Annotated in this window: 26 protein-coding genes; 6 read left to right on the forward strand and 20 right to left on the reverse strand. The window is 39.7% G+C overall.

What is annotated here, in order from left to right:
- Positions 1–121 precede the first annotated feature (121 nt).
- The 3 genes from ACJYYY_RS09605 (at position 122) to ACJYYY_RS09615 (ending at position 3,851) form a co-directional block, all read left to right on the forward strand.
- Positions 122–1,597, forward strand: coding sequence for an aldehyde dehydrogenase family protein (locus tag ACJYYY_RS09605; RefSeq protein ID WP_035314957.1), 1,476 nt, complete (start codon positions 122–124; stop codon positions 1,595–1,597).
- Positions 1,598–1,791: 194 nt separating this feature from the next.
- The gene (locus ACJYYY_RS09610; protein WP_198015754.1) at positions 1,792–3,267 is read left to right on the forward strand and encodes an aldehyde dehydrogenase family protein; all 1,476 of its coding nucleotides are present in this window, start codon (positions 1,792–1,794) and stop codon (positions 3,265–3,267) included.
- Between the two features lie 152 nt (positions 3,268–3,419).
- The gene (locus tag ACJYYY_RS09615; RefSeq protein WP_035314959.1) at positions 3,420–3,851 is read left to right on the forward strand and encodes a GNAT family N-acetyltransferase; all 432 of its coding nucleotides are present in this window, start codon (positions 3,420–3,422) and stop codon (positions 3,849–3,851) included.
- A gap of 117 nt (positions 3,852–3,968) precedes the next feature.
- On the opposite strand, the gene ACJYYY_RS09620 is transcribed toward ACJYYY_RS09615, so the two are convergent.
- The 5 genes from ACJYYY_RS09620 to ACJYYY_RS09640 all read right to left on the reverse strand — a co-directional run bounded on the left by ACJYYY_RS09620 (position 3,969) and on the right by ACJYYY_RS09640 (position 8,758).
- A complete protein-coding gene (locus ACJYYY_RS09620; RefSeq protein ID WP_035314960.1) occupies positions 3,969–4,520 on the reverse strand; it encodes an NADPH-dependent FMN reductase in 552 nt (183 codons plus the stop codon).
- A 300-nt stretch (positions 4,521–4,820) separates the two neighbouring features.
- On the reverse strand, positions 4,821–5,987 hold the full coding sequence (locus ACJYYY_RS09625; RefSeq protein WP_408868878.1) for an MFS transporter: 1,167 nt from the start codon (positions 5,985–5,987) through the stop codon (positions 4,821–4,823).
- Positions 5,988–6,005: 18 nt separating this feature from the next.
- Entirely contained in the window at positions 6,006–6,419 is a 414-nt protein-coding gene (locus ACJYYY_RS09630; protein ID WP_035314961.1) for a MarR family winged helix-turn-helix transcriptional regulator, read from the reverse strand.
- A 25-nt stretch (positions 6,420–6,444) separates the two neighbouring features.
- Positions 6,445–7,629 carry an MFS transporter gene (locus tag ACJYYY_RS09635; RefSeq protein ID WP_035314962.1) on the reverse strand — a complete coding sequence of 395 codons (1,185 nt, stop codon included), beginning with the start codon at positions 7,627–7,629 and terminating at the stop codon, positions 6,445–6,447.
- Between the two features lie 370 nt (positions 7,630–7,999).
- Positions 8,000–8,758 carry an SDR family oxidoreductase gene (locus ACJYYY_RS09640; RefSeq protein ID WP_035314963.1) on the reverse strand — a complete coding sequence of 253 codons (759 nt, stop codon included), beginning with the start codon at positions 8,756–8,758 and terminating at the stop codon, positions 8,000–8,002.
- A 184-nt stretch (positions 8,759–8,942) separates the two neighbouring features.
- On the opposite strand from ACJYYY_RS09640, the gene ACJYYY_RS09645 reads away from it, so the two are divergent.
- Positions 8,943–9,521: a TetR-like C-terminal domain-containing protein gene (locus ACJYYY_RS09645; protein WP_051456979.1), complete on the forward strand. Its 579-nt coding sequence runs from the start codon at positions 8,943–8,945 to the stop codon at positions 9,519–9,521.
- Between the two features lie 327 nt (positions 9,522–9,848).
- Here the strand turns inward: ACJYYY_RS09645 and ACJYYY_RS09650 are convergent, their stop codons facing one another.
- The 7 genes from ACJYYY_RS09650 to ACJYYY_RS09680 form a co-directional block, all read right to left on the reverse strand.
- The gene (locus tag ACJYYY_RS09650; protein WP_035314964.1) at positions 9,849–10,415 is read right to left on the reverse strand and encodes an NADPH-dependent FMN reductase; all 567 of its coding nucleotides are present in this window, start codon (positions 10,413–10,415) and stop codon (positions 9,849–9,851) included.
- 16 nt (positions 10,416–10,431) lie between these two features.
- Entirely contained in the window at positions 10,432–11,487 is a 1,056-nt protein-coding gene (locus ACJYYY_RS09655) for an LLM class flavin-dependent oxidoreductase (RefSeq protein WP_035314965.1), read from the reverse strand.
- A gap of 1 nt (position 11,488) precedes the next feature.
- The gene (locus tag ACJYYY_RS09660) at positions 11,489–12,421 is read right to left on the reverse strand and encodes a VOC family protein (RefSeq protein WP_035314966.1); all 933 of its coding nucleotides are present in this window, start codon (positions 12,419–12,421) and stop codon (positions 11,489–11,491) included.
- Positions 12,422–12,445: 24 nt separating this feature from the next.
- Entirely contained in the window at positions 12,446–12,889 is a 444-nt protein-coding gene (locus ACJYYY_RS09665) for a MarR family winged helix-turn-helix transcriptional regulator (protein WP_408868879.1), read from the reverse strand.
- A gap of 119 nt (positions 12,890–13,008) precedes the next feature.
- Positions 13,009–13,986, reverse strand: coding sequence for a ring-cleaving dioxygenase (locus ACJYYY_RS09670; protein ID WP_035314968.1), 978 nt, complete (start codon positions 13,984–13,986; stop codon positions 13,009–13,011).
- Between the two features lie 137 nt (positions 13,987–14,123).
- A complete protein-coding gene (locus tag ACJYYY_RS09675) occupies positions 14,124–14,531 on the reverse strand; it encodes a DUF2871 domain-containing protein (protein WP_035314969.1) in 408 nt (135 codons plus the stop codon).
- A 96-nt stretch (positions 14,532–14,627) separates the two neighbouring features.
- Complete coding sequence (locus ACJYYY_RS09680) at positions 14,628–14,996, reverse strand: iron chaperone (protein ID WP_408868880.1); 369 nt, start codon at positions 14,994–14,996, stop codon at positions 14,628–14,630.
- A gap of 136 nt (positions 14,997–15,132) precedes the next feature.
- Here ACJYYY_RS09680 and ACJYYY_RS09685 point away from each other — a divergent pair, with 136 nt between their 5' ends.
- Positions 15,133–15,504, forward strand: coding sequence for a YxeA family protein (locus ACJYYY_RS09685; RefSeq protein ID WP_035314970.1), 372 nt, complete (start codon positions 15,133–15,135; stop codon positions 15,502–15,504).
- A gap of 51 nt (positions 15,505–15,555) precedes the next feature.
- Here ACJYYY_RS09685 and ACJYYY_RS09690 read toward each other — a convergent pair whose 3' ends face one another.
- A complete protein-coding gene (locus ACJYYY_RS09690) occupies positions 15,556–17,001 on the reverse strand; it encodes an MDR family MFS transporter (RefSeq protein ID WP_051456980.1) in 1,446 nt (481 codons plus the stop codon).
- A 168-nt stretch (positions 17,002–17,169) separates the two neighbouring features.
- Between ACJYYY_RS09690 and ACJYYY_RS09695 the strand changes: the two genes are divergently transcribed.
- Complete coding sequence (locus ACJYYY_RS09695; RefSeq protein ID WP_035314971.1) at positions 17,170–17,721, forward strand: TetR/AcrR family transcriptional regulator; 552 nt, start codon at positions 17,170–17,172, stop codon at positions 17,719–17,721.
- Positions 17,722–18,192: 471 nt separating this feature from the next.
- Here the strand turns inward: ACJYYY_RS09695 and ACJYYY_RS09700 are convergent, their stop codons facing one another.
- The 7 genes from ACJYYY_RS09700 to ACJYYY_RS09730 form a co-directional block, all read right to left on the reverse strand.
- Positions 18,193–18,438: a restriction endonuclease gene (locus ACJYYY_RS09700; protein WP_408605188.1), complete on the reverse strand. Its 246-nt coding sequence runs from the start codon at positions 18,436–18,438 to the stop codon at positions 18,193–18,195.
- Positions 18,439–18,842: 404 nt separating this feature from the next.
- Positions 18,843–21,272 (reverse strand): ABC transporter permease, encoded by a 2,430-nt coding sequence (locus tag ACJYYY_RS09705; RefSeq protein WP_408868881.1) that lies wholly within the window; start codon positions 21,270–21,272, stop codon positions 18,843–18,845.
- Positions 21,269–21,943 carry an ABC transporter ATP-binding protein gene (locus ACJYYY_RS09710; protein WP_035314974.1) on the reverse strand — a complete coding sequence of 225 codons (675 nt, stop codon included), beginning with the start codon at positions 21,941–21,943 and terminating at the stop codon, positions 21,269–21,271. The genes ACJYYY_RS09705 and ACJYYY_RS09710 overlap by 4 nt, the downstream gene beginning before the upstream one ends.
- Positions 21,944–22,042: 99 nt before the next feature.
- Complete coding sequence (locus ACJYYY_RS09715; RefSeq protein ID WP_408868882.1) at positions 22,043–23,311, reverse strand: sensor histidine kinase; 1,269 nt, start codon at positions 23,309–23,311, stop codon at positions 22,043–22,045.
- 4 nt (positions 23,312–23,315) lie between these two features.
- Positions 23,316–24,002, reverse strand: a complete 687-nt coding sequence (locus ACJYYY_RS09720; protein WP_035314976.1) for a response regulator transcription factor — start codon at positions 24,000–24,002, stop codon at positions 23,316–23,318.
- A gap of 121 nt (positions 24,003–24,123) precedes the next feature.
- Positions 24,124–24,393: a hypothetical protein gene (locus ACJYYY_RS09725; RefSeq protein ID WP_035314977.1), complete on the reverse strand. Its 270-nt coding sequence runs from the start codon at positions 24,391–24,393 to the stop codon at positions 24,124–24,126.
- A gap of 10 nt (positions 24,394–24,403) precedes the next feature.
- Positions 24,404–24,916, reverse strand: coding sequence for a hypothetical protein (locus ACJYYY_RS09730; protein ID WP_408868883.1), 513 nt, complete (start codon positions 24,914–24,916; stop codon positions 24,404–24,406).
- Positions 24,917–24,921 lie beyond the last annotated feature (5 nt).

Raw genomic sequence — 24,921 nt, forward strand, 5'->3', positions numbered from 1 at the left:
TGACCATTCGGTCATCTTTTTTTGTTCGCAAGCTGTTTCGTTTTACAAACAGATTACAGTTCGTTAAACTTTACTTGTAAGCGTTTTCTACCATTACTTCAAATCGAAAGGATGATGTGAAATGCAAACAAGACTAGATGAACGATACGGTTTATTTATTAACGGTGAATGGGTTATTCCTAAAGGAGCCATCTTTATGAACGCTACTAATCCAAGTAATGGCGACATATTATCACAGTTTATTGATGCCACTGCGACTGATGTTGATAACGCAGTTGTCGCTGCCACTGCTTCCTTTAATGATTGGAAAGCTGTAGATGTCGTAACCCGAAGCAACATGCTCTTGAAAATAGCTGATTTAATCGACTCTAATTGTGAGCGGCTCGCCCTAATTGAAACGCTCGATAACGGTAAACCGATTAGAGAAACAACAACGATTGATGTGCCACTTTCAGCTGATCACTTCCGTTATTTCGCCGGTGTCATTCGCACCGAAGAAGGCAGCGTCAAAGACTTTGATAATGATACCCTCTCGCTTGTTTTAAACGAACCGATTGGGGTTGTAGGTCAGATTATTCCCTGGAACTTCCCTTTGTTAATGGCCGCTTGGAAGCTGGCCCCCGCCCTTGCTGCTGGTAATACCTTAGTTATTAAACCTTCCTCAGCCACAAGTTTAAGTTTACTCGAGTTGTTCAAATTAATGGCAGAGGTGTTACCTCCAGGTGTCGTTAATTTAATTACCGGCCGTGGCTCAGAATCGGGGCAAGCACTGTTAGAACATCCTGGTTTTGCTAAACTCGCCTTTACCGGTTCAACTGAAATTGGTTACGAGGTCGCTAAACATGCTGCCAATAAGCTGATACCGGCAACCTTAGAGCTTGGTGGAAAATCAGCCAATATCTTTTTTGATGACATGCCGTTTAATCGTGCGCTTGAAGGAGCACAACTCGGCATTTTATATAATCAAGGTCAAGTCTGTTGTGCTGGCTCACGTATTTTTGTTCAAGCCGGTGTTTATGACCGCTTCATTGCCGAACTGAAAAAAGCATTTGAACAAGTAAAGGTGGGACTCCCTTGGGAGAAAGAGACTCAAATGGGTGCTCAAGTTAATCAACGTCAACTCAAAAAAATCACTGACTATATTGCAATTGGTCAAAAAGAAGGCGCAACACTCTTAACTGGTGGCGTAACGCTAGCGATTGATGAACAAGCTAATGGGGCTTTTTTAGCACCGACCCTCCTCACCAATGTGACACCTTCAATGCGTGTCGTCCGCGAAGAAATTTTCGGACCGGTTGCTACTGTCATAAAATTCGAGACGATTGATGAGGTCATTGCACTCGCTAACGACTCGGAGTATGGTCTCAGTGGTGGTGTTTGGACAACTAATCTCAACACAGCACTTAAAGTGGGACGTGGTCTTCATACTGGACGCGTTTGGGTCAACACTTACAACCAAGTCCCTGCTGGCTCACCTTTCGGCGGTGTGAAAAAATCTGGGATTGGACGCGAAACCCATAAAATGATGTTGGCTGCTTATACGCAAACAAAAAATATTTATATTAGTACCAAAACCGAAACAGAAGGACTCTATTAACAACAACGCACTCACTGTTAATTACTAGGCAACAAGCTAGCACTTTTATTAACCTTGCTAGCTTGTTTTTTGTTAAGCTCCTTTGTTTTACAAATAGCATGAACTGTACTATACTTTACTTTGTAAGCGCTTACCAAAAGAGAAGCGTCACGTTTCACTACATACTCAATTCAACTACGAAGGGAAGTTTTATGATGACAACACTTATTGACAAACGTTACGGACTATATATTGATGGACAATGGCAAACAGCAAATGATGCCCGATTTATTACTGCCGAAAACCCAAGTAATGGTGAACCATTAGCTGAATTCGTTGATGCGACACATGCTGATGTTGACCAAGCGGTCGCAGCTGCCCATCTTGCTTTCAAAAGTTGGAAAAAGGTTGATGTTGTAAACCGCAGTAAAATGTTACTTAAAATCGCTGACCTAATTGATGCTAATACCGATAAGTTAGCCATGATTGAAACGCTCGATAATGGTAAACCAATTAGAGAAACCTCAACGGTTGATGTACCCTTAGCTGCCGATCACTTCCGCTATTTTGCGGGTGTTATCCGTGCTGAAGAAGGCAGTGTTAAAGACTTTGATGAAGATACATTATCGCTCGTTTTACGTGAACCAATTGGTGTTGTTGGGCAAATCGTCCCTTGGAACTTCCCTATCTTAATGGCAGCTTGGAAAATAGCACCTGCGATTGCTGCAGGAAACACCTTAGTAATTCACCCCTCTTCTTCAACAAGTCTGAGCTTGCTTGAATTATTCAAACTATTGGATCAAGTACTACCTGCTGGAGTCGTTAACTTAATAACAGGTCGTGGTTCTGACTCTGGGGACTACATGTTGAAACACGACGGCTTTGCCAAACTTGCCTTCACTGGTTCGACTGAAATTGGTTACGAAGTCGCGGAGCAAGCTGCCAAACGGCTCATTCCTGCGACCTTGGAATTAGGTGGGAAATCAGCCAACATTTTCTTCGATGACATGCCGTTTGATCGTGCTATTGAAGGGGCTCAACTGGGAATTTTATTTAACCAAGGTCAGGTTTGTTGTGCCGGTTCACGTATTTTTGTCCAAGAAGGTATTTATGACAAGTTCATCGCTGCCTTAAAAACTGCCTTCGAAAAGGTTAAGGTTGGCTTACCGTGGGAAATGGATACGCAAATGGGTGCCCAAGTGAATATGCGTCAACTAGAAAAAATCAAAGACTATGTTGCCATTGGTGAAGCTGAGGGGGCTACCTTGATTACAGGTGGTGTTTCCTTAGAAGTTAACGGCAATCGTAACGGGGCCTTTTTAGCGCCCACCTTATTGGCTAATGTTACAAATGATATGCGCGTCGCTCAAGAAGAAATCTTTGGCCCCGTTGCAACGGTCATTAAATTCAAAACAATCGACGAGGTCATCACACTCGCTAATGATTCTGACTATGGTTTAGGAGGCGGTGTGTGGTCGACAAATATTAACACCGCACTTAAGGTCGCACGTGGCATGGAAACAGGCCGTGTTTGGGTCAATACGTATAACCAAATTCCAGCCGGAGCTCCTTTTGGCGGTGTTAAGAAATCAGGCATTGGTCGTGAAACACATAAGATGATGCTCGATGCTTATTCACAATCAAAAAACATTTATATTAGCACAAAAGAAGCGACCGACGGACTTTATTAACTAAGACTGTTAGTCTTAGCTGTTCGTAAAAAGGCGTTTACTTTTAATTATTTTCAATGCTATCGACTTGATATACAATCGGACACAGCCGAAAGCGGCTGTGTTTTTTATGCTATAATTGAGCATAACTTTCAATACTTAGGAGGATTTTGATGAAACTGATTGAGATTAAGACCACAGAACAACTACAGGCTGCATTCGCAATTCGGATGGCGGTTTTTGTTGATGAACAAGGTGTTGCCCCCGACAATGAACTTGACGCCTACGATACTTTAACCGCTGCTCATCATTTTCTCTTAACTGACGGTGAGCGCCCCGTTGGTACGGCTCGGCTACGATTTATCGCAAATGATACCGCTAAACTCGAACGAATTTGTGTGCTTGCAAATCATCGGAAAGGTGGCATGGGACGTTTAATTATCGACGGACTTGAAGAACATGCGCGTGCTCATCAGCAAGTTAGAGCAATTCTTCATGGACAAACACAGGCTGAGGTTTTCTATAATAAACTCGGCTACGAAACCGTCTCAGCTGTTTTTTACGAAGAAGCTATTCCACATGTTGAAATGAGTAAAAACTTATAGACCATAAATTAAAAGGAGTAAATCAGTAACGACTGATTCACTCCTTTTTGGCTATTTCACAGTAACTTCATCGTCGGCAAATCGTCGCTTGCCTTACCCTTCCAATAGCTTCAAAGTTTAATGAGCTGCTTTCACTTTTCGCTCTAACTGTTCGGCACCCGTAACGAGTGCAAGAGCCAGTTCCTCTAAACGCTGTAAACAGTTCGGGGTGATAATCGCATCATTCGCATAGTCTGCCTCTTCTAAAAAAACATAGGATGGCAGTAAATCCGCCTTCATATAAGATAAAATCGGTTTTAACTGTTGTTCTACCATCAAGAAATGTTTTTGTGATCCCGCTGTGACAATAATCCCGACCTTCTTCTGCTTCAAGGCATCAATCGGTAGTAAATCAAAGACATTTTTTAACGCACCGGGAATTGAGGCTTGAAATGTTGGTGTTCCGACAATAATTGCATCGGCAGCCATCAACGTTTCAGTAACATAGCGTGTATCACCTGTATAGGTCTCATAGGGTCTTCCATCACTATACACAAGCTCATAGTCACTAATATCAATTAAGGTTACCTGATGTAATGGGTACCTATTTCGTAATGTTGTTAACGCATGATCCATCGCTATTCGCGTTTTCTTACCAACGACAGCACCTGTTAATCCGACAATATTCACTTTCTCTCTTCCTTTCAAAACGCATTACTTTCTCTTCTTCCCCATTATAACGACTCTTGTTTAAAAGCTCTGTAATACTGCTCAAAAAAGACAGTTGCCCGTGGCAACTGTCTTTTTTGAGCAGTATTCTATGTTAAGGACTATTTCGTCCGCCAAACTTTCACACAAAAAATAACACTAATGAGTAATCCTAACGCGATGATAAGTAAAAGGCTTACTGCCATATCAATTCCTCCGAATCCTTTATGGTTTAATTTTAGCATAAATAAGACCACTATTATGTGAGGATAATGTGACGTTTTAGGTTGACTGTCTTTCTTTACGACCATGTAACACATAATAGAGCCCCATTCCAAGTAACACATAACATGCAAGTCCTAAGTAGACGCCGTGAAAACCAGAGGCAGGAATGATGTATCCTAATAAAAACGGACCAATACCATAGCCTAAGTCGAGGCAAATAAAATAGGTTGAATTTGCCAAACCCATCCGTTCTTTCGGAGCCAGTTTAACGGCTAAGGCTTGCGTTGTTGACTGAAAATTACCGTAGCCTAAGCCCATAATTAAAGCCGCTAACAAGACAAACGACATTGTTGTTGCTTGACTAAGAATCGCAAATCCTAAAGCGAATAAAAGCAAGGATGGATACACAATGACATTAGCCCCTCTACTATCTAATAGGCGTCCTGAAAACGGTCGTGAGATTAAGACAATTAAGGCATAGATGAGAAAATATAAACTCCCCGCTTGAATCATCTTTAATTCAGCTGTAAAATTCGTCATAAATGAGAGCACACTGGAATAACCTAATGCCATAAAGAACATCACAAGCGCGATTGGTAATGCCGATTTTTCAACGTAATCACTGAGTTTGAAGCCTTTTAAACTTTGCACTTTTTTTAGTGGAGGTGCCTTAACAAAGAACATCGCGATTAAGCATAATACACCGATGATAAATGAAAAGGTAAAAATACTTGTGAATCCGAGACGATTCATCATCGCAATGCCGATTAAAGGGCCGATCGCAGTCGAAACAACTGTACTTAAACTAAAGTAACCAATGCCCTCACCGGCACGACTAGCTGGAATAATTAACGAGATGATTGTTCCCGTCGCTGTCGTTGCCACACCAAAACCGAGGCCATGAAAAAAACGTACGACCATGAGTGATACAAGTGATGTTGCAAAAAAATAACAGAGCGTCATCACTAAAAATAGCGCCATGCCAAACCAGAGCATACGGATTAAACCAAGCTGATTGATTAATCGACCTGCAAGGAGACGTCCAATGACTGAGCCAATAATAAAGATACTCGCGACGAGCCCACCAAGACTTGTCGAAGCATGATACACACTCATTGCATAACTTGCCATCGTCACCAGCATTAAATACATTGAGAGTGTTAAAACGAAGTTGACGACGGAGGTAGCAATAAAATTGCCGGTAAATAATCTCTCTTTTTCCATCTGCTAAAACCTTCTTTTTTATAGTTTGTTCATTACTGTTTTTAAAAAGCGGGTGACGAGCGCCTGTTCTTCCTGCGTGAAATCAGCCGCTAGTTCTTGTTGGTAGTTGCTCAAATATGCTTCGACATCGTCACAAATATTTTTTCCCTCAGTGGTTAAAGAAACATGTTTCACCCGTTTATCTGCTCCTGGGGTCACTTCGACATAACCACTTTCGACTAATTTTTGAACAACTTTGGTTGATGTTGGACGTTCAATGTGTTGATGCGTAGCAATTGCACTGACTGTTTGTGGTCCTTCGTTTGAAATGAAATACAACACAAACCATTGAGCACTCGATAAATTAATTTTTTCTAGACGTTCATTTAAATGTTTTCGATACGGTTGTTGCAACCGTGAAAAGGCTAAAAATAATTCCCGATGCTGATTCATAACGACACCTCTTTCACTTCAACGCTTACTTTCTTCCATTTGGAAATAATAAGTCGTGATCTTTACGACCATGTAAGAAAAAGTATAACACAAGACCAATCAAACTAAAGATAGCTAAGGCCAAATACACACCACTGTAACCGTACGTCGGTACTAAATAGCCGAGAGCGAACGGACCAAACCCTAAACCTAAGTCTAAAAAGATAAAGTAGGTCGAATTTGCTAAGCCCATCCGTTCTTTTGGTGTGACTTTAACAGCAATCGCCTGTGTCGTTGATTGTAAGTTTCCATAACCTAAACCGATAATAACAGCGGCACAAAGAAAGAGCACTGTTGTTGTCGTATGACTCAAAAGGAATAAACCGCCAGCAAATAAAATCAATCCGGGATAAATAATGCTGTTGCCCCCTCTACTGTCTAAGAGACGGCCAGTAAACGGGCGTGATACTAAAATAGCTAGAGCATAAACTAAAAAGTAAAAACTTCCCGCTTGAACGAGCTTGATTTCATTCGCATAAGCTGTAATAAATGAGAGGATGCCAGAGTAAGCAAAGGCGGCATAAAAAATCACAATTGAAATCGGTAACGCTCTTTTTTCAAAATAGTCACTAAAGCGAAAACCTTTTTGATGTGCTTTAGCAACAATGACTGGCGCTTTAATAAAGCCGGCTAGCACTAAACTAATAATACCAACAACGAATGAGAACACAAAAATACTTGTGTAACCAAAATGACCGAGCAAGGCAATCCCGATTAGTGGTCCAATCGCTGTCGCCAACACAGTACTCAAGCTGAAGTAACCAATTCCTTCACCACTGCGGCTCGGTGGTAAAATTTGGGAAACAATTGTCCCAGTTGCCGTCGTTGCTAACCCGAGGCCTAAACCATGAATTAAACGGATAAGCATTAAAACGTAAATATTCGTTGGGATAAAATAAAGCATTAATGTCACGACAACAATAACGAGACCCATCAATAGCATTTTATGCGTCCCAATCTGCGTAATAAAACGGCCTGCAACTAAACGGCCGAATAACGAACCGATAATAAAGATACTCGATACTAATCCCGCTAAACTGGTAGAGGCATCGTATTTTTCAATTGAATAACTTGTCATAATAACTAATAACAAGTACATTGATAGCATTAACACGAATGTAACGACCGAAGTAGATATAAAATCCTTCGTAAATAATTTTTCTTTTTTCATTTTTCTTAAACGCTCCCTTTTATTACCGTTTCAGCTGTTAACCTATTGTTTAATTAGTTAGTTAGCGAAACTAATACAGAGCTATTATGTACCTGTAAGTGGTCTTTGTCAATCACCATTCAAAAAAGCACCGACAGTCATTGTCGGTGCTTCAGATTGTAAACAAAATCGAATTACACTGCTTTTTCTGTGAAAAGTAATCAAGCGACTTTGTTTACGAGCTGATTAGATTGAATGGAAATATTGTTCTATCCGCTCGTTTAATCAACTAACTTCGATGATATTTCATGGAAAAGTTACGATGGGAAATAGTCGAGATGTTATTTTCTCCAATTACTGCAGTTTAGAACGGCTTTAAATTGCTTTCGTTCTAGTAGGCACTCCAACCTGAATCGGCTGCGATTATTTGACCATTTACGAAACTTGAGTCATCACTACCAAGGAATAACGCTACTTTCGCAATTTCTGCTGCCGTACCCATCCGTGGGTTAATCGCCATTCCTAATTGTTGGCGACCGGCACCGAATGGATTAATATTCGTCATCGATGAGCCGATGTTCGTTGCAACCCCACCGGGTGCAATCGCATTCGTCCGAATGTTTTCATCGGCATACATGAAAGCTGTGTTTTTGGTAAAACCGACAACTGCATGTTTAGAGGCTGTATACGTACCACCTGCTCGTGCTCCGAATAAGCCCCCAGCTGAGGCAATATTAACGATAACACCTGATCCTTGTTTTTGAAAAAAAGGAATGACCTTGCGTGTTGTTCGCATCACACTTTTTGTATTTACTTCAAACACAAGATCCCAACGCTCATCGGTAATATCAGCGGCTGGTTCCATCCCATCCATAATACCGGCATTATTAACTAAAATATCGACTTGACCATAAGTTTCTACCGTCGTATCGATTAACGTATTAATATCTTCTAAGCTTGCAACATTCGTCTTAATTGCTAAAGCTTCACCGCCCGCGCTTTTAATTGCTACAACTGTTTCATTCGCGCCATCTAAATTCAAATCGGAGACAACAACTTTCGCTCCCTCAGTTGCATAAAGTTCTGCAATTGCTTTTCCCATACCTGAAGCTGCGCCTGTAACAACGGCTACTTTCCCTGCTAATTTCATTGTAAATCCCTCCATTAAATTATTTTAGATAATCAACAACTGTTTGTTATTTGTTACTATCTTTAGTATAATCAATTATAATTCGTTCCACAATCAGCAAATCCAGATGCTATCGTCCGTTTGTGAACACGCTTACATTTTTCGTGTGCTTAACTAACTTATCCAACAAAAAGGGGTGTCACTGTTGACTAAAGATTCTTATACCGATCGCCGCATTCGTAAATCAAAACAAGCGCTGCAAACCGCCTTGCTGACGCTCCTTAAGACACAACGACTACATGACATTAGCATTTCAAAACTTGTTCAAGTCGCTGATTTAAACCGTGGCACTTTTTATGCTAACTACGAACGTAAGGAACAAATTTTAGATGACATTATAACCGAGGTCATTACCGATTTAATTAATTCGTATCGTTCACCTTTAGAAAATGAAGAAATATTTGATTTCAAACGCTTAACTGCTTCATCAATCAAAATATTCAATCATGTTGAAGCACATGCTTCGTTTTACCAACTTATTTTGGCGGAGGAAAGCTTTTTATTATTCCAAAAGCGTATAACGTCTGAACTTAAACGACTGTCACTTGTCGAAATAAATCAACAACTCGATGATCAAACAATTGATTTAGACTTATTAGCGAGTTACCAAGCACATGCCATCTTCGGCTTAATTGTTACTTGGGTTGAAAGTGATTTTAAATACAGTGCACATTACATGTCCAAACAACTATTGAAAATCGTCAGTTCAAAGCTCTTACATTAAACAGACCGCGAAATGATTCGCGGTCTGTTACACTCCAATATCTGCAAAGTTGAACGAGCTGATTCCACTTTTATTCTTCTAGTTTCATCAGCTAACTTCTAGGATATTTCATGCAAAAGTCAGCGACGCGAAATAGTCGCTATTCTTTTACACTCCAATATCTGCGAAGTTGAACGAGCTGATTCCACTTTTATTCTTCTAGTTTCATCAGCTAACTTCTAGGATATTTCATGCAAAAGTCAGCGACGCGAAATAGTCGCTATTCTTTTACACTCCAATATCTGCGAAGTTGAACGAGCTGATTCCACTTTTATTCCACTTTCAACTCTAAAAATCATACTCCGCGTCTTTTTCAATCCGTAGCCGTTCGCGCAGTAGTGTTAATTGATAAGTATCTTCGACTAAGCGTGCCAGTCTAAAATGGCTGTCATCATTGATAAGTTCATTGCGTAAAAAATCTTTTTCTTCAATAAACACATACGTCTCAACAATGCTTGCCTTCATATACGAAAGGATTGGTTTCAACTGATGTTCAGCGATTAAAAAATGTTTCGGTGAGCCGGCTGTCACAAAAAAACTGACAACCTTATCACGAAAGGCATTGACGGGTAACAGATCAAAGATATTTTTCAAGGTTGCCGGTATCGACGCTTGAAAAATCGGTGTGCCAATTATAATCGCATCTGCGGCCATGATAGCTTCGGTTACTTTTAAGGTGTCACCGGTATAACTCCGATAATCTCGGCCGTCACTAAAGACCATTTGATAGTCTGCTAAGTCTAGCAGTTCAACCTCTGCACTCGGATAGTTTGTTCGCATCAGTTTCAAGACGACATCCATCGCTGTTCGTGTTTTCTTGCCGACATTAGAGCCTGCTAATCCAATAATTTTCATCTCGCTGTGTTCCCCTTTATTTTGCTGTATATTTCTTAATTGCTGGCATAATTTGCGTTGCAATGAGTTCAATGTTACGTTCAATGTTAGCGAGTGGTACGCCACCAAAATCAATCTGTGCCATAAAACGTTGTTGGCCAAACAATTCGTATTGATACAATAATTTTTCAATGATTTGCTGCGGACTTCCGACCATTAATGCATCACGGGTATCAATCGCTTGGGCAAACTGTTGTTTTGGATAGCCGACACCACGAATAGCTTGCATCCCTGTATTTAAGTGTGGATAATACTCGCGTAATGCATCCTGTGAGTTCTCTGCCACATAAAATAACGACGTCGTCGCTAACGGTAGTTTTGTAATATCATGACCATTGGCCGTTGCCGTTTCCCGATACGCATCGACTGCTATTTTAAAGTTACTTGCAGGTCCTCCGAGCGTTGTTAACATCATCGGTACGCCAGCAGCTCCTGCTTTAATCGCACTGGCTGGCGGCCCACCAACAGCTCGCCAAATTGGCAGGCGTTCGTCGACTGGTTGAGGAAGAATCGTCGCGTTGTTAAGTGGCGCTCGAAATTGCCCTTCCCAAATCACTCGTTTTTCTCGATTGAGTTGTAATAACAGCTCTAATTTTTCTTCAAATAACTCTTCATAATCTTGTACGTCGTACCCTAATAAATCATAGGCACCAATTCGTGAACCACGACCTGCTACAATTTCAGCACGACCATTTGAAAGCAAATCAATCGTTGCAAAGTCTTCATACAGTCTCACAGGATCAGCTGTACTAATAACCGAAGCCGAGCTGGCAATTTTAATTCGTTCTGTCGCTTGGGCAATAGCCCCGAGTATCACTGTATGTGCTTGAGTCGTGAAGTAATGTTCATGACTTTCACCCACTGCAAACACATCTAAGCCCGATTGATCGGCCAATTGACTGGCTTGCACTAATTCATGAATGCGTTGTTGCGCTGAAATCGCAACACCTGTATGCGGATTAGGTGTCAAATCACCAATCGAGTACAACCCAAATTCCATTCCCTTTGCTGTGTTAATGTTCAATTGTGCCATACTATTCCTCCTCATCCAGTCGTATTAAGTTTTGTTCAATTTGTTCTCGCTGCGGTTCTAAAAACGGTGGCAGTTCAATTTCACTGCCAATCAGTGGCGCATCAGCCGCAATTAAACCTGGACCATCTGTCGCTAATTCAATTAAAATCCCATTGCGTTCGCGCACATACACACTCTTAAAGAAATGGCGATCAACAATTCCGGTTGTATCGTAACCAAAAGCAAGCAGACGGTCGTTAATTCGCGCCAGACTCGCTTCATCTGCGACGGTTAAAGCCAAGTGATGGATGCTGCCTTTTCCCGGTTTTTGCATCCGACCTTCGCGTTGATAGACGGTAATATCACCGACACCACCTTGACGAACCGATTGATAGCGTTTGCCAGTACCATTATTACCAAGGCAACGATAATCAAGCACAGTTTCTAAAAAGGTGGCAAAACGTTCCGGATGTTTCACTTCCACCGCCATCGTATGAATGCCTTGTAACTGGTGGTCAGCAGGCACAGGTGAGCGCGACCACGCTTGCCAACGTCTCGCCTTAGCTGCCACGACTATGACGAAAGTCAAACCTTCATCGTCTTCAAACGACAGTGATGTGCCATCAGCGCTAATAGCGCTATGTGTCACCCCCATCGTTAAAAAGCGCGCCTGCCAATACAAGAGACTCTCATGTGAAGCCACACTTAAGCCAATACGGGCAATCCGATTTGTCCCAACAACAGTATGTCCTGAGCGCGGCAATTCAAAAAACGACAGTTCCGTTCCTGGTGCCCCCGTTGCATCGCCATAAAAAAGATGGTACATCGTCGGGTTATCTTGATTGACTGTTTGTTTAACGAGGCGTAACCCTAATGTTTGTGTATAAAAACGTTTATTGGCTTGCACATTCTTCGTATACATCGATACATGATGATGACCATCTATTAGTGGCATTCGTTTCACTCCTTTATGCTGTGTTTATTTCTGAGTATTCCCTTTTTTTAAGCTATTTTTATGAACCTTTGTCATTAAACGATACATTGTTTTTTGTTCTTCTACTGTGAGTGCTTCCTCAAAAAAGGAACTTTGAAAAGCTAATTGATGTGGCATCGCCTTGTTAACAATGTCTTCACCTAGAGCAGTCAACGTAATATATTTAGTTTTCCAATCTTGCGTTTTTCTAATAAAACCTTCTTTTTCCAGACGACTGAGCATGCGTGAAATACCACCCTGTGTCACCGTCGCCTTTTGGGCTAACTCCGATTGAGTCAGCGATTTATACACTTGAATTTGTACTAGTACGTCAAATTGAGCGGTGGTTAAACCAAACGGCTTTAAAAAGTCATTCGAAAGTTGATTACTGATATGGGTAAAGCGAATTAAGCGAAGCCAAATGAGTGAACCAATTGTGTTTTTTTCCATCGTGACAAACTCCTCTGTGTAATAGTAATACCACTCTTACTTTAACTTGCTAAAGCTTTTTTTGCAATCATTATTCACATATCTGCCATAATTACCCATCTGTTCACCACTAGATAGACTTACTGTTTATCAAATGTGCGTGTACTTCTGATTGTGTTAATCGGGCGCACCTGTTGTTCGATTTCAAACCGTTTCGCTTCTAAAAATGGTGGTAATGATAATTTTTCACCGAGGGTTTCATACGGTTCATCGCCCATAAATCCCGGTCCATCAGTCGCAATTTCAAATAAGATATTACCGCTCACACGGGTGTAGAGTGACTCAAAAAAATGACGATTGACATAACCTGAGGTACGTAGTCCAAAACCATGGAGTCGCTCGGTCCATTCATCTAAGGACGCACGGTCTTTGACGCGAAACGCTACGTGATGAACTGTGCCATAACCTTGGTAACCGACCGCTTCATTTGGCTGATCGACAATTACTAGTCTCGCCCCATTACCACCAACACCCATTTCAAACAGATGAGCGTTAGCTGCTTGTGCCACCTCTTTAAACTGAAAGACAATTTCGAGCAATTGTTTAAAATCACTAAACTGCGGAGTGATAATTTGTACCGGTCCTAAACCTGTAATTGCATGTTCTAACGGAATCGGACCTAATTGCCATGGTGTTCCAGCTTCAATGCCTTGATTACCTTCATCAGACACAAGTTGATACTGTTGGTTATCAAAATCAACGAACGGTAAGTTTTTTACTCCAAATTGCGTTGTAATTTCACCATGGCTAACATTTAAACGTTCAAAACGGGCTTGCCAATAATTTAATGACGCATCGGTTGGCACTCTAAAACTCGTCCGCCGAATTTCATCAGTTCCATGACGTCCTTGCGGGATGCCCGGAAAATCAAAAAATGTCATATCGGTGCCCGCACTGCCCTTATCATCGGCAAAAAACAAATGATACGTTTGGATATCATCTTGATTGACTGTTTTTTTTACTAAGCGCATGCCTAATACCTCGGTAAAGAATGCGTAGTTTTGTTCGGCACTGCTTGTAATTGCTGTTACGTGATGAATCCCTATTAGTTCGTTCATTTTAATAACCTCCTATTTGTTTTCGATATCATCAGTTTACATGTAAAGTGATAAAAAAGCAAGTCGCTTGTTTCTTTTTTTACTGTCTATTTCATAAAAAAAGAACTGACTCCGTTCGTCAGTTCTGCCGTTTTTGGTTACGTTTTTTTAGCTGTTTTCTCGAATAAGACGATGAATAAGTAGACTAAACCAACGGTCAATAAAATATGGGTCATGCCTGAAACACCCGCTAAAGCTGCCCCAGTCTCTTTACCTAACACCGTCATTGATCCTTTAATAGTAAACATCGTCGCCATTAAGAGCACGCCAGCATTATATAAGTAGTAAAATAATTTAAAGTTCTTGCTCGTTGTTAGGGCAAATGCTTTTTCAAGTAGTAGCACAATTAAAAACATAAACATCCCTAACATGAGTAGATGGGTATGTAGCACACTCAGTTGTGTGTCGCCCGTAAAGTCATTGTATTTAGTGAATTCACGGTAATAAACACCAGAGGCTAAGCCCAATAAACAATAGACAAATGCAGTCATCACAAGTTTTCTCATATTACAGCTCCTTTGTTATCATTAGTTATAACTAATCGTACCACTGATACTGCTGAACAACAACGCTTAGGCCAATTGTTCACTGTATTGCCATCTTTAGCTTCGCCAAAAGGTTTGACACGCCGCTTTTTCGAGCATGTTAAACTCAATTATCCGCTTCAACAAATCATAATCAACAGCTTGCTCCCATTTAATCCGCATAAATTTTTTGCCCGGCTGATAGTTTGCCGCAGCAATGTCGCTTGCGAAATGAATGATACTCTCCCCTTCGGGCGCAACAGCTAAATGGTGCTTCGCCACACTAAAAGCGATAATAAAGGTGCCATGGTCGATGAACATCGGCTGCTTCCATTTGATTTCTTGCTCTAATTGCGGGTACGTTGTCGCGATCCAATTGAGCACCTCACTTACCCGTCCTTGGTGTTCAGCTGGTAAGTCTGCGATATAGGCTTCAAACACTGCCATTAGCCACACTCCTTCCTTTTTTTCAGTATAGCATATCCGCACTAAGTCTTGGTCGCGCTACAACTAACGTCCGATGTTTCTAATAGTTCGTGCCGTTATACTTAAGCTATCAACTACTAAAGGAGCACATCTACTTATGAAAGCAATTAAAGCCTTACTTATACTCGTCCTTATAATCGGAGCAGTCCTCGGAGGCGCGCTTTTTTTCACCAAAAATAGCAGCAGCGAATTTGCGGCACTCATCGATCAGTTAAATCCACTAGTACAAGAATCTGTACTCTATGTTAAGACAACAGAGGCCGAATCAATCAATGGTTATGGCACGGCCACCTACAGTCAAACGGGGGCTAAAGCCAATGGCAACACACGCCCAATCTCATTTACGGCTGATCATGAACTAAAACGTGACCACTACCTTGAACTCAGCACCAAAGGTGGCCATGTGAATACATACAATGAAGTGCCTCGTGATAAAGTCCCTGTGGCTGCACGTGAAGCACTCAACTAAAAAAACAGCCTCTTTCTAAGTGATACCTAGCTTAGAAAGGGGCTGTACTCGTTATTTTTTAGCGGCTTTAATAAACAATGAAATGACACAGGCAATGAGAGCTAACACCATTCCTAATTGGAAGGCACTTTCAAACCCGTGTAAGGCTGCCGCTGCTAATTGTTGTGGATCTTGGGGATTAGTAACCTTTGTTTCAAGGTAGTTATCCGTTTGCGACGACATCACTGAGATGAACAGGGCTGTGCCAATTGCGCCAGACACTTGTTGCATCGTGTTCATAATCGCTGAACCTGAACTGTATAAATCAGCTGTTAATTGATTGAGTCCAAACGTTTGAGCCGGCATCATCACTAAGGCTAATCCGACCATCAACAGCATGTGAATCGCAATCACTTCACCGGTGCTTGAATCCAGTCCGAGACGTGAGAAGAAGAACATTGCTGCTGCGACTAATAATAAGCCGGGTGCCATTAGCACACGCGGGCCAAATTTATCGAACAACTTACCTGTAATCGGTGCTAAAATACCATTTAACACTGAACCAGGCAACATAATCAAGCCTGAAGTGAAGGCGGTCATGACTAACACACCTTGCAAGAACATCGGTAATAACGTCATCGATGAAAACATCGCCATCATCACAACAACCATTAAAATGACTGTTAAACTAAACATTGGAAACTTAAAGGCACGTAAATCTAAAATCGGGTTGGTAATTTTTAATGAACGGAAAACGAAAATGATTAAGGCAATCACACCGACTGATATCGTACCGTATACTTCAAGGGCATCCCAGCTCGCACTGCCTGCTGAACTAAAGCCGTATACAACGCCACCAAAACCGATACTTGAGAGAAAAATCGATAGATAATCCACTTTTGGTTTCGTTACGGTTGAAACGTTACTTAAAAATTTATGACCGATTAAAATCGACAGTAAGGCAAACGGAATAATTAAGTAAAACAACCATTTCCATGTTAGATTATCGATAATCAAACCTGAGATGGTCGGACCAATCGCTGGTGCAAAGATGATGACAAGTCCCATAATTCCCATCACGGCCCCGCGTTTTTCGGGTGGATAAATAATGAGGATGGTATTCATCATCAATGGCAAAATCAAGCCTGTTCCGAGCGCTTGCACAATCCGACCAACGAGTAACAAGCCAAACGTTGGTGAAAAGGCCGCAATTACTGTTCCGACAAAGAACACAATCATCGCTGTTAAGAACATTTGGCGGGTCGTCCACCATTTTTGTAAAATCGCCGTAATCGGCACTAATATCCCCACGACGAGCATATAGGCAGTTGACAACCATTGAATCGTTGTCGCCTCTACTTTAAATTCGCCCATTAAGACGTTTAAGGCATTCGCGAGTAATGTCTCATTGAGCATTGCGACAAAGGCCCCAATAATGAGGGCCACTAATATGCCGGTACGCTGTTTCTTCTTCAATTCAATCGGTGACCATTTACTGCTTTGTTGTGCTGCTTGCATGTGACACGTTCCTCTCGTTATTTAATAGTATCTTTGTATTATATGAAAATACTAGTTAGAATAAAACAGTCAATTTCGCACTACTGTATAGTTATCCGACACAGTTGCATATCTGTCGCCTTCCGGGTTACAATCGAAGTAACTTTAGCCGAAAGGAGGGTGGTATTTTTGCCCGATTTACGCGTACGTCGCACCAAAAAACTTTTATATGATAGCCTCTTAACGTTAATAAAAACTGAAAATAAACGGTTTGCGGAAGTGTCTGTTAAACAAATTTGCGAACGAGCGATGGTTCATCGTTCCACTTTTTATCACTACTACACCGATAAATACGACCTCTTTTTTGCTGAGATATCATTAACCGATGCCATTACAATTGACCAACGAAAAAAGCGACTGCTACAGCCGTTTCAAATGTTTGCGCAACAGCAAAATTATGATTTATTGTGGCAGATTGCCTTGAATAACCAAGACGATAGCCACTTCAATCAGCTGGTCGGCACGGTCGTCGAACAAATTTTAGGAGCTGACCTGCAATTTCTCATCGATGTCGAAGTTTTTCCTGTACCGCTCGAGATTGTTTTTCCAGTCTATGCCCATACGATTGGTTCAATCCTCGTCTATTGGCTCAAAAACGGTAAGCAAGAACAACCACAGGTGCTTGATGCCTATTTGACCAAACTACTTCATCCCATTTTTTTTGAGTCATTGCGTTCTTGACTAAATAAAAAAACGATCCCCCTGCTTATGACAGACAGGGGGATCGTTTTTTTGTGTATCCTTAAAAATTTTGAAGTGATTGAGCTTCATTCACTTTCAACTAGAACTTCGGCAATTTCGCCCGTTCCAATTTCATTAATTCTAACCGGTTGTAAGATGCTTTCGTTTCTTCAGTTAATTCCACGCAGAATCTTTCACATTTCAGAAAACATGTCAGCAACGGGAAATAGTCGCGAGCACGATGTTTCCAATTTATACACTGTTGATGTCGGTTTGGAATAAAGTTTGATCAAAGATACCTCACAAAACCCATATTTCTCCTAAAATTAAAAGAAACCGTTTTGAAAAAAGTTTGATCAAAACGGTTTCTTTCTTTGTGAACCATTGTACAATTTTTATAAAAAAGATTGATCATAATCTGTGATTCAATCTTCAGCAAAATCGCTTAATTTTTTTAAGAATATATGTAAGTTATTCTGCCGTGAAAACACCCTTATATGGAGTTCTCATAACATTAACCCATTGTTTTAGTGTTTCCCTATTTGCTTGAGGAATAGGATAATTTCTTGCTGTACATACCTTTTCAGCACCCGGAGACAGGGAACTTATTGTAACGATAAGTCCAGATTCTGCACCGTACTCTTGAATATCCGCCCAAAGAGATTTTACCACCATCTTTTCAATTTTTGTTTTATACCTCTTACATTGAATAAGAATAGTTGGTGGTCCAGACTATTCATTCTCTTTCAACCAAACTCTTGCATCAATTCCGTCATCAATTTCAATATAATATCCTTGTTTTTCAAAGAATTCACATGTGAAAGCTTCAAATTTCCTCCAATTAATATCTCTAACTGAAAAATTCAGTCAGCCGGCCATTCGTCGTGCGTACCGTGAAGGTTCGCCATTTTTTCTATTTCGCTCTTATTTTAATGTTAGCTTTATAGCAACTTAAACATGGCACGAGTAAATTGCATGTATATTAAATGCCCTCGAACGTTCGTAGGAACAAATCGAGGGTCTTTTTATCAATCTTCCCATTTTCGGGAACATATTAGTATGTCGGCTAAATTTTGCTTATAATGAATTTTTCTTTAATTCCTATTTGAAAATTACATCTATTAACCTTGATAACGGATTCTTTCAACCAAAGTTGCTTTTTTCAGATTATGACTTAAAACAAAAGATAGTACAATCTGCAAGAAACTAACCACCAAAATCATCGCCAGAATAGGTATAAATGGAATATGGTAAACATTCATTCCAAATACGCCATTCACCTTCGCATAAGAAAAGAGTAGATATCCAATCGGTAATCCTACAACAAGAGAGACGAATATTGTTCCTAGTGTGAAAATCAAGCCTTGTAGCTGCAAGCCAATATTTAATTGCTTGTTCGTCATTCCAACAGCTTGCAATACGCCATATTCTTGTCTTTTTGTTATGATATTTATAATCATTGTATTGGCAAGATTCATAAATCCAATCAAGCCTGCAATTGCCATAAATAAATAACTTCCCAACTTCATCATGGTACTTGCGAATTCAGCTGTCTGCAATTCATCATGGTAAGTTTTAAACTTGACATAAGATGTATCTGCAATTAGGTTTCTTACATTTTGCTCCACCGAAGCTACATCGCCTTCGTCCGTATCAATCCAGATATAGCCATAGGATACCCCTTCTGGCTGCATCGCTTGATAGACCTCCTCTGGGATGACAAGATAGGTATCCGCACTTGTAAATGCACCATCAATATTTCCTTTATAAGTAAATTCTTCTGTCCCATTATCTAATTCAAAAGTCATCGGATCATTCAATGAATAGCCATCTGACGCCATCCACATAGACCAACCGAAGAAAACATCTCCATTTCTTACAGCCTCGTTATAATCCATTGGGCCAAGGTCGCCTTCATATCGCATCTTTTCAAAATCTTCTTTATTCACAATCGAGACGACCTGCTTTGAACCATTTATTTTTGCAACAGCAATTTCTCTCGTTAGCACTTTATTAACGCCTGGTATACGCTCAATTTCTGCAATAAGTGTGTCATTCAATGGATTCTTTTTAAGAATCGAATCCAGATTATTTTCTGGATAAGCTTCATCCCACTCATAAGAATAATCAAGCTTCAATTCAAATTGCCCGTGATTCATGCCTTTTCTTGCTTCGTATTCCGTATCGATATTTCCTACAAAGTTTGCGATAATCACAAATAATACACAAGCAAGACCCATTGTAAGAATCGTTCCGATTGTTCTTTTCTTATTACCAACTACATTTGCCATTGCCAAAGAGAATACAGATATATTTTTTTGGCCTTTCCGCATTCCATGGTTCTTTTTTGTTGAGTTTTCCAAATATCGTGTTGCTTCAATAGGAGATATTTTAAAAACAATTTTCATCGGCTTTCGAAGTGCTAATATCACTGTTAGCAATGAAATCAGAATACTAACTAGCATCAATGTGGCTGAAAATAATGGTACCTGACTATTTGGTATTCCAATAGATGCCATATTCCCTTGTTCGATTAACCAACCAAAGCTTACTTTTGCCATAAAAAATCCAAGTACCCATCCAATAGGTATTGAAAGCACTGAAAGAATCATACCTTCTCGAAAAATCAACTGTTTCATCTGCTTTTTTGTTGCACCTAAGGCTTTGATTTTTCCGTATTCCTGTATCTTTTGAGCGATACCCACTTGAAAAATATTATAGATAACAACAACCGAAAACAGCACAATCCCTAAGATTAGAATGCCACATACCGCAATCATTTCATAGCTCGGCTCTAGTGTCCAAGACAAGAAATAATCATTTACAATCAGGTTTTTGCTATCAATTCCGGAAGAATCTGCAATGTTCGTAAGCACTGAATCAATGTTATTCATAGAAACATGGACAGAATCATTCAATGTAAAATAGACATTGTATGCTCGCTCGTTTTCTACAAATTGACTATCATAAAAATCGGAAGAAGTGAATACTATATAGGAAGACTTAGCTTTATATGCCTCTCGATCAAATAGAATGCCACTAACTACAAAATCTTGCTTACTATATTCCTCGTTCATTCCAGAACGATATTCAAGACGAATACTATCTCCAATTTTCACATGCTCATAGCCTTGCGACTTAAAGAAAGCTTTACTTGCAGCAATATCCTGTGGACTCTTTGGATAGGATCCTTCCGAAAGTAAATATTCTTGATTGTAAGGTAGCATTTCTCGGACATGCTCGTCTGCACTAACAAATGCGCCTTTCTCATTCCCTTTTAAGATACCTGCTGTAGACATCAGCCCGACCGTATCTATTTCAGCTCGTCGTTCGATTTCCTGTAACTGCGTATCATCTACAGATAAGAACAGTCCATAATTTCTTCCATATCTGTCCGCTGCATTTTCTTTTTGTAGGTTAATAACGCCATTTCCAATAGTGCTGATAATAGTAAGTAGCATTGTCGTTAAACAAATAGCAAATATGATAAGGATACTTCTCGTTTTATTCCGCTTGTTATTGTTGAATGCGATTTTAGTAATTGTATTCATCGGAAATCCACCACTTGTCCATCTTCAATGATTAAGATACGGTCTGCTACCTGTGCAATTTCATCATCATGTGTAATCATCACGATGGTCTGACCATATTTTTTTGCCGTCATTTTTAGCAGGCCAATTACTTCGTCGCTTGTTTTTGAATCAAGATTACCGGTTGGTTCATCTGCAAAAAGTATTTCTGGTTTTGTGATTAAGGCTCTTGCGATTGCGACTCGCTGCTGCTGTCCACCAGATAATGTATTCGGGAGGTTATGGATCCGATTCTCAATACCTAGTGTGGTAATGATGTCATTTGCATATACTTCATCGACTTTTTTTCCATCCAGCCCTAAAGGTAACACGATATTTTCCCAAACATTGATGGCTGAAACCAAATTATATGCTTGAAAAATAAAGCCGATTTTTCTTCTACGAAAAATTGCCAGTTGATCCTCGCTCATCTGATACATATCGTTTCCCGATAATAGAACTTTGCCTTCCGTTGGCATATCAAGTCCCCCAAGCATATGGAGTAGTGTGCTTTTGCCAGAGCCAGATTTACCTACAATGGCAACAAATTCCCCCCGATTAATCTTAGTGCTTACATTATTTACTGCCTTCACTTGATTTTTATTTGTTCCATAAAACTTACTAAGTTGATTTGTTTCTAATATGACACTCATTTAACAGTCCTCCATGTTCTAATTTTGCTCCTATCTTATCAAGTGAATCTTTCATTTCACTTTCAAAAAAAGTAGAAGTCTTACGGTTTCGTAAGACTTCTACTTTTTCTCTAGCAGTTGAATAACAAACTTACTGCCATGTCTATGATTAAATCCAACTTCCATGTCGAAATTAGAGGACACTGTTATCGTCCCATGATGTTGCTCGATAATTTCTCTTGAAAGAAACAATCCAATCCCAGAACCACTTTCTTCTTTTACTTCTGGCAGGGAGCCTCTGAAAAAGCGTTGAAATACCTTATGATATTCTTCCTTCGGTATACCAATCCCTTGGTCTTCAATCTCAATACGTACAATCCCAGTTCTTTTTTGTAATCGAATCGCTATTTCGGAATGAGTCGGGCTGTACTTAATAGCATTATCCAAAATGTTGATAAGTGCTTCACTCAACCATTTTTTATCTTGCATAATCTCATAGTTTTCTAATGTTTCATCAAAGTCAAAAACTAGCTCAATGTCCTTCTCTATTGCATTCGGATAGACACGATTCACAGCAGTAATTATTGTTTCTAAAAGAGGAAGCTTTTTTTTATCAATTTGAATTAATCCTACTTCCATTTTTGAAATCTGCAATAATGATTGCAGCAGTACTTCCAAACCGTCTAATGCATTTCTACACCTTATTCGAAACTCTTTTTGTTCTTCTTCACTTAGATTATCTCGAAGCAATACACTAAAACAGGCATCTAATGCTGCGACGGGGGTTTTTAATTGATGCGATATATCAGAAACCAGCTCTTTCGTTCCTTCCTTTTCCAATCGCGCTTCTTCTTTCAGCAACTTCATATAATGTCCAAGTACATCCAATTGATATTTGATTTTTTCCTGCTCATCTTCATCGTCATCGTCTAGTTCCAGTTTTACTTCATAATTGTTTTCTCGAAAATTCACAAGTGTGTTTTCTATTTGCAAAAATCTGGCTTTATCCTTTTGTAGGATCATTCTTTGCCAAAGCCATAACAAAGAAAAAAGTATGACAAACAAAAAGAATGTGCCACCCGCTGTTACCGCTATGTTCTGTAAGAACTGTTGATATAAAACATTCTCAACATTCTTCAAATAACCATACTTCTCCAGCAACTGTTTTCCTTGTTCTATCGAATCTAAATTGTTATCTTTTAGAATATCTATCACAATATCAACTCCATCTTGCCCAGATTTAGTAGCGATCTCTGCCAAGATGTTCATGCTGTTATTGTAATTCTGGTAATATACCCATGTTGTCAAACAGTTGCTAAAAATATATGCAAACATGACTATGCTTATTAGCTGTAGGATTTGTTGTTTCTTTCGTTTTCCTCTTGCCACCAGATTAACCCACTTCCTGATTCCATACATAACCAAGTCCCCGTATGTTTTTCAAATACACTGGCTTTGCTGGATCTTCTTCAATTTTTTCACGAAGCCTCCGCACATTCACGGCAACTGTATTCTCATCTACAAATTCTCCATCAATATCAAATATATTTTCTAATATCTGCTTTTTAGAAAGAACCTGTTTTGGATATTTCAAAAATAAAGTAAGCATCTTCCATTCGTTCTTCGTCAATACCACTTCCTTGCCTTTGACCAGAACTTTCATCTCTCTTGGAAGCACTCGAATGTCCCTTGATATTATTTCATTTTCTTCATTACTGCTTTTGATACGATTGAAATAGGCTTCAATTTTTAGAAGCAGTACGGATAGGCTGAAAGGTTTCGTGATATAATCATCAGCACCCGCTTCATACCCCATTACCTGACTTATCTCTTGGTCTAATGCAGTAAGACAAATAATATATGCCTTATTTTGCTGCCTCATCCACTTTATAAAATCAAGCCCATTTCCGTCCGGAAGATTCATATCACAAATAACGAGATCAATTTTATTAACAACAGCTACACTTTTTGCAGCTTGTATTGTTTCAGCAGAAAAAACAATATTTCCAGATTTCTCCAAAGAAAATGTTATTCCTCGATTTACATTTACATCATCTTCTAAAACCAATATACTTGACATAATATCACCCCTAATAGCGTTTTACATATGTAAGTTAATGTAATATCCTAACTGTTCCATCATAGCAATGAAATGATATTCTACTTGAAACCCTAAAACAGCCCCATCATCCATGGCATTTTTAGTCGTATAAGAATGAAGTAATGGGCCGTTGGGACGCTAAAAATGGTGTACCAGTTAAACGTGAAAACTCTACTTTCACTTGGTTAAATTCTTTATCTGTTAATAATTTATCTTCTAATAACGATAAATTAATTCTGTTTAAATGACCTCTAAAATTTTGCCATAAAGCGTCTTCTGTTTTAAGATCTGGTCGATAAGTCCACTGGTTCTCTTTTTCACTTAAAATTTGAATGAATTGATTTTCAATCATTTGTTCAGAATGCCCCATTGTATCTCCCTCATTTCCATAGTTGCCACCATTTTTTAGGTAGTGGTTTAAATTCTTCTTGTTCCTCTGTTTCCAACTTTTGTTCTTCTAAATCATTTAATTGTTTTTTAAGCCTTTCAACTTCTTCTTTTAGTATTCCTTCTTTCTCTTGTTTCATATCATCTTCCGGCGCTTTAAGAGATTTCAGCTCATTTATCTCAGCTTTATATTCTTCCAGTAGCTTTTTATCTTGTAAGGCTAGACGTTGTTGTTGATCTAATAGATTTTGATTTTTTTCAATACTTTGTTGTAGCAACTGAATCTGTACATCTTTTTGTTCAATCTGTTTGATAAAAAAAGTTGTCCGCTCGCTGTCCGATACTTGTCCGTCTTCTGTCCGGATTTTTTCTTTGTCTTCTCCGAATAATTCGCTAGCGTTGTCTTCAATGCTTTTTGTAGTTGTCCGTTCACTGTCCACCCGTTGTCCATTCGCTGTCCGATTGATGTTTTCTTTTATATATCTGACACCTTCAGCATTAATCATTTTTA

It is taken from the genome of Brochothrix campestris, from assembly GCF_046058945.1.
Lineage (GTDB): Bacteria > Bacillota > Bacilli > Lactobacillales > Listeriaceae > Brochothrix > Brochothrix campestris.